This window comes from Streptomyces sp. NPDC007162 (assembly GCF_040634175.1).
In the GTDB taxonomy this organism is placed as follows: Bacteria; Actinomycetota; Actinomycetes; order Streptomycetales; family Streptomycetaceae; genus Streptomyces.
Genome location: NZ_JBEYFC010000613.1, coordinates 1 through 4615 on the forward strand (window position 1 = coordinate 1; position 4615 = coordinate 4615).

Annotated in this window: 6 protein-coding genes and 1 pseudogene; 1 reads left to right on the plus strand and 6 read right to left on the minus strand. The window is 70.1% G+C overall.

Annotated features, from left to right (window positions below; genetic code table 11):
* The 4 genes and pseudogenes from ABZ646_RS40480 to ABZ646_RS40495 all read right to left on the minus strand — a co-directional run.
* Positions 1 to 399 (minus strand): annotated as a pseudogene (locus ABZ646_RS40480) (hypothetical protein); the annotation flags it as partial.
* A gap of 29 nt (positions 400 to 428) precedes the next feature.
* Positions 429 to 1427 (minus strand): zinc-binding alcohol dehydrogenase family protein, encoded by a 999-nt coding sequence (locus ABZ646_RS40485; protein ID WP_360530946.1) that lies wholly within the window; start codon positions 1425 to 1427, stop codon positions 429 to 431.
* Between the two features lie 120 nt (positions 1428 to 1547).
* Entirely contained in the window at positions 1548 to 1985 is a 438-nt protein-coding gene (locus tag ABZ646_RS40490) for an Rrf2 family transcriptional regulator (RefSeq protein WP_360530949.1), read from the minus strand.
* 77 nt (positions 1986 to 2062) lie between these two features.
* On the minus strand, positions 2063 to 2257 hold the full coding sequence (locus tag ABZ646_RS40495) for a hypothetical protein (protein ID WP_360530952.1): 195 nt from the start codon (positions 2255 to 2257) through the stop codon (positions 2063 to 2065).
* Between the two features lie 460 nt (positions 2258 to 2717).
* On the opposite strand from ABZ646_RS40495, the gene ABZ646_RS40500 reads away from it, so the two are divergent.
* The gene (locus tag ABZ646_RS40500; protein ID WP_360530955.1) at positions 2718 to 3209 is read left to right on the plus strand and encodes a peptidylprolyl isomerase; all 492 of its coding nucleotides are present in this window, start codon (positions 2718 to 2720) and stop codon (positions 3207 to 3209) included.
* Between the two features lie 43 nt (positions 3210 to 3252).
* Here ABZ646_RS40500 and ABZ646_RS40505 read toward each other — a convergent pair whose 3' ends face one another.
* Positions 3253 to 4257, minus strand: coding sequence for an MASE1 domain-containing protein (locus ABZ646_RS40505; protein WP_360530961.1), 1005 nt, complete (start codon positions 4255 to 4257; stop codon positions 3253 to 3255).
* Between the two features lie 84 nt (positions 4258 to 4341).
* Positions 4342 to 4615 (minus strand): SpoIIE family protein phosphatase (locus ABZ646_RS40510; protein ID WP_360530958.1); only part of this gene is annotated, 274 nt, incomplete at its 5' end.

A 4615-nucleotide genomic window follows, 5' to 3' on the forward strand; every position in this document is an offset into this window, starting at 1 on the left:
CAGGGCGACCGGGAGGATGCGCGGCATGTTGCAGCTCAGCGAGCAGGCCACCCAGGGTGATCGGGTTTTCCTGTTGATTTGGGGCGTGGGCGCGCGGGCCGGGGTGTCGGTAACGATGCCGTCCAGGTAGCCGCGGCGTCCGTCGGGCCAGCGTGAACCGGGCAGATGGTAGGTGACCCAGGCCATGCCGCAGGCGAGGAGGGGTTCGCCGGGGTCACCGCCGGCGACGAGGCAGACGCAGTCGTCCCGGCGGTTGATGCGCTCGTCGAACCAGTCGCGGGCGATCAGCCGCCATGGTGTGTCGACCGGTCCGGGGTCGGTGCCCAGGCTCTCCAACGCGACGGCGCGCAGCCGGATCAGTTCCGGTATATCGGCTGTGGAGGCCTTGCGAGGCTGCATGTCGTAGCTCCTTTTTGCTTCGGCCCGGTTCAGCGGGCCATGGTGAGCAGGACGCGGCCAAAGGGCCGGTCCTCGATCAGATGGCGCTGCGCTTCGGCGGCCTGGTCCAGCGGGAACACACGGGCGACGGCGGGGGTGATGCGGCCTGCGCGCAGCCATTCCAGCAGGGTCACGCGGGCGGCGCGGGCGACGGCCGGTGGGGTCATCGTGAAGGTGTAGCCGTAGGCGGTGGCGTTCTTCCGTATCAGGTCGGTGATGTTCACCGTGCCTTCGGTGCCGCCTGAATATCCGACGCCGACGTAGACGCCGCCGTGTGTGAGGGAGGCGATGCAGGGGCCGAGCAGCGGACCGGCGACGCCGTCGACCACGACGTCCACGCCCCGGCCGTCGGTGATGCGCGCGACGCCGTCGGTCAGGGATTCGCGGGATAGGTCGATGACGTGCTCGTGGCCGGCGGCACGGGCGGCTTCGGCTTTGTCGGTGCGGCTTGCGGTGGAGACGGTGAGGGATGCGCCGAGTTCGCGGGCCACCTCCACGGCGCCCATGCCGACGGAGCCACCGATGCCTGGCGCCAGGAGGGTGCCGCCGGCCTTCAGCCCGGCCAGCCGGGTCAGGACGAGGTAGGCCGTGCTGTATCCGGCACCGGCGAACAGCGCGCAGGCTGCCTCGTTGCTCACCCCGTCGGGGATTGATATCAGCTGATTGGCGTGCGCGGTCAGTTGCTCGCGCCAAGTGCCGTTGGTGCGCCAGCCGAGCCCCCCGCCGCAAACCACGACGCGCGCTCCCTCCGCCAGGCCGGTCGCCCCGGAGTCGGTGATCTCACCCACCGCGCCGCCGCCGGGTACGTGGGGCGGCGTCTGGTGCAGGGAGGGGTCCATCCGGCCTGCCCTGATGGTGTTGTCCGCCGGACTCACGTCGGCGTAGGAGAGCCTGACCGACGCACGTCCCCCGGTGGCCGGTTCGGCTGGACGGTCCACGAGCCGCAGTTCCTCGTATCCGCCGTGGCGCCGGTACTCGATCGCCCGCATGGCGTTCCACCTCCGTACGTCCGAGCACGGGCCGTTCGACGGCCCTTGATCCAGGTCAATGAAACAGGTTTTGTTACAACTGCGGGTAGGGGTGGGTTCCGGCCGGCCCCGCTCGGCGCATCAGCCGAAGCGGTCGGCCAGGGTCTCCCTCAGGACGTCGGCGATCGAGACCCCCGCGAGTTCCCGCCGGACAGCCTCTTCCGCGTCGGCATAGACGTGGCGCAGCGCGGACTGGATGCCGCGGCCGACGGGGCACGCCTGGTTCGGTTCACCGCGGTGCAGGGCGAACAGAGGCTCGTCGTGCACCGCGCGGTAGACGTCGAGCAGCGCGATGGACTCAGGTTCGCGAGCCAGCGTCCAGCCGGCCCCGGCGCCGTGACGGACGGTCACCAGGTGTGCCTTCCGTAGATCGGCGAGGCTGCGCCGGATCACGACGGGGTTGGTGGCTACGCTCGTGGCGATCTGGTCCGAAGTGACCACGTCACGCCCGCGGCCGTGCACCAGGGCCATCCAGGCCAGCACATGGACGGCGACCGTCATCCTGCTGTTCGCGCTCACGTCCTCACACCCCCTTGCTGTAACAGTAACAGTTACAGCAAGGGGCTCAGGGGGTTACGGCAGTCGCAGCGCGCCAACTAGCCGCTGACCGCAATGATCGCGCTGATGAGGTCACCGCCGCTCTCTTTCAAGGCCCTGACCGCCTTCGCTCTTGGCACACCAACCTGCTCCATGACCGATTCGATGTCCTTGGGGTCGACTCCGGTCTCGTCGACGGTGTCCTCGATGGTGTCGTCCTCAGGCTCAGGGACGTCTTCGAAAGCTTCTGGCATGAAGTCCTCCAAGGAGCGAAGAAGTACCGCTCAGCCCTTCCACTGCTCAGGCACCGTGAAACAGGTGCCCCGCACCGTCACGGGCGGCGTTCGCCAGCCACTCTGCGTGAGACCTTCCAGCCGACCGCCGTGGGTGCTGGGCTCGGTCGCTTGATGAGGCCCGCAGCATCGGCGACCACGACCCCGGCGAGCTGAGGAGCTGAGCCCACCCGGGGCTCGCGTACGAATACCGCGAAACCTCCAGCGCAACAGATCAGGCGCAACCCCCAGCGCAACCTCGTGCTCCTGGTCGACCGGGGCGACCGGTCACGCGGCCCGGACGGCCCCGTGGGCGCGGGCGAGGTGGCGCAGCTCGGACTGTGCCGCCGGCACCGAGGAGACGGTCTCCCGGCCCGACACCGGTGGGGCCGTCCGGCCCCACGGGAGGGACCTCGCGGCGGTTCGCGATAGGTTGACCTGCATGAGCGACAACGTTTATTTCGACATCTCGATCAACAACGAGCCGGCCGGCCGGATCGTGTTCAACCTGTTCGACGACGTGGTGCCCGAGACGGCCCGCAACTTCCGCGAGCTCGCCACCGGGCAGCACGGCTTCGGCTACGCCGGTTCGGGTTTCCACCGGATCATCCCCCAGTTCATGCTCCAGGGCGGTGACTTCACCCGGGGCGACGGCACCGGTGGCAAGAGCATCTACGGCGAGAAGTTCAAGGACGAGAACTTCCAGCTCAAGCACGACCGTCCGTTCCTGCTGAGCATGGCCAACGCGGGCCCGAACACCAACGGCTCGCAGTTCTTCGTCACCACCGTCGTGACCGAATGGCTCGACGGCAAGCACGTGGTCTTCGGTGAGGTCGTCGAGGGCCAGGACCTGGTCACGAAGATCGAGGGCTACGGCACCCGCAGCGGCGCCCCCAAGGCCAAGGTCGAGATCACCGCGAGCGGCACCGTCTGACGGCAAGCCCGGGTACGGGGACGGTGACCGGGCGGCCGCCCGGTCACCGTTCGTCCCTCCCGCGCCGCAACCGCTCCACCTCCGGCGGCGCCCGCCCGGCCGGGGTGTCGTGTGCGGTGAGGTGTTCCAGCGCCTGGGCCAGCTCCTCGCAGGCCTCCGCGACGGAGAGCCTGGTGTTGCGCTGCTCGGTGATCACGGCCGACAGCAGCAGCGCGGTCAGGGCCATGGAACCGTTGAACAACTGCAGCTTCACCATCACCTCGACGGGGGACAGCCCGGCGAACGCACCCACGCCGTCCGTGGCGGCGATCGTGGCCAGGACCGAGGTGAACAGGGCGCACGGCATGCTGCCGGCCAGCCGGAACCGCAGGGCGCCCCAGATCAGCAGCGGGTAGGCGAGGAAGAGCGCGCTCAGCGAACTGTGCGTGGCCACCGGGACCAGCACGACGGTGGCGACCGCGAGACCAAGGGCCTCCTTCCAGCGGCCGAGGTGCGGCGGTCGGCGGCCCTCGAACAGCAGCAGCAGGACCGGGGTGACGAGCAGGACGCCCATCGCGTCACCGACCCACCAGGCCAGCCAGCTCGGCCAGAAGCTGCTCGCGGCGACCTTGCCGACGAGGAGCAGGGAGATCATGCCGACGACGGAGCTGACCAGCATGGCGGTGAGCGCCCCGAGGAAGACCAGGGCGACGCCGTCCCGCAGCCGGCTCAGGTCGGTGCGGAAACCGACCCGGCGCAGCAGCAGGTACGCGCAGACCGGGCCGCCCGTGTTGCCGATGAGGATGCCGACGATGTCGGGTCCCGGCGGGCCGAGCGACAGGACGAGGAGGAACACGCCGAGCGTGATACCCGGCCAGCAGCCCAGTCCGAGGACCAGCAGACAGGCCAGGGCCACGCCCGTCGACGGGAAGACCGGGGTGAAGACGGCGCCCTCGACCGTGAGCCGGCGCAGCAGACCGAGCCGGGCCGCCGCGTAGTAGCAGGCGGCCACGGCCGCCGTCCGCAGGACGAGGACAGCCGGTCGGCGCAGTTCGCGCAATGCCACCACAGCAGCCATCACACACCGCGGCGGCCGGGTCGGCGAGGCGAGGGCCGTGGCCCCGGCCCTCGCGCCGGGCCGCCGCCCCCGGTCCTACGGCGTGTAGTCGAGGCCGTCGTGACCCACGACCAGGACCGCCGCGTCGTCCTCGTGGCCCACCTGTTCCGCGCCCTTGATCACGGCGGCGGCCAGGGACTGCGCCTCCAGACGGGCGACGGCGGCGACACCGGCCAGGCGCACCACCTGGTCGAGGCCCTCCTCGATGTTCATCGACGGTCCTTCCACCACACCGTCCGTGAGCAGCACGAACATCCCGCCGGTGGTGAGCCGGAACCGGGAGACCGGGTACTCGATGCCCGGGTCGATC

Coding starts and splice junctions, on each gene's coding strand:
- ABZ646_RS40485 (WP_360530946.1), bottom strand. CDS start 1,427: ATGCGGGCGATCGAGTACCGGCGCCACGGCGGATACGAGGAACTGCGG.
- ABZ646_RS40495 (WP_360530952.1), bottom strand. CDS start 2,257: ATGCCAGAAGCTTTCGAAGACGTCCCTGAGCCTGAGGACGACACCATC.
- ABZ646_RS40500 (WP_360530955.1), top strand. CDS start 2,718: ATGAGCGACAACGTTTATTTCGACATCTCGATCAACAACGAGCCGGCC.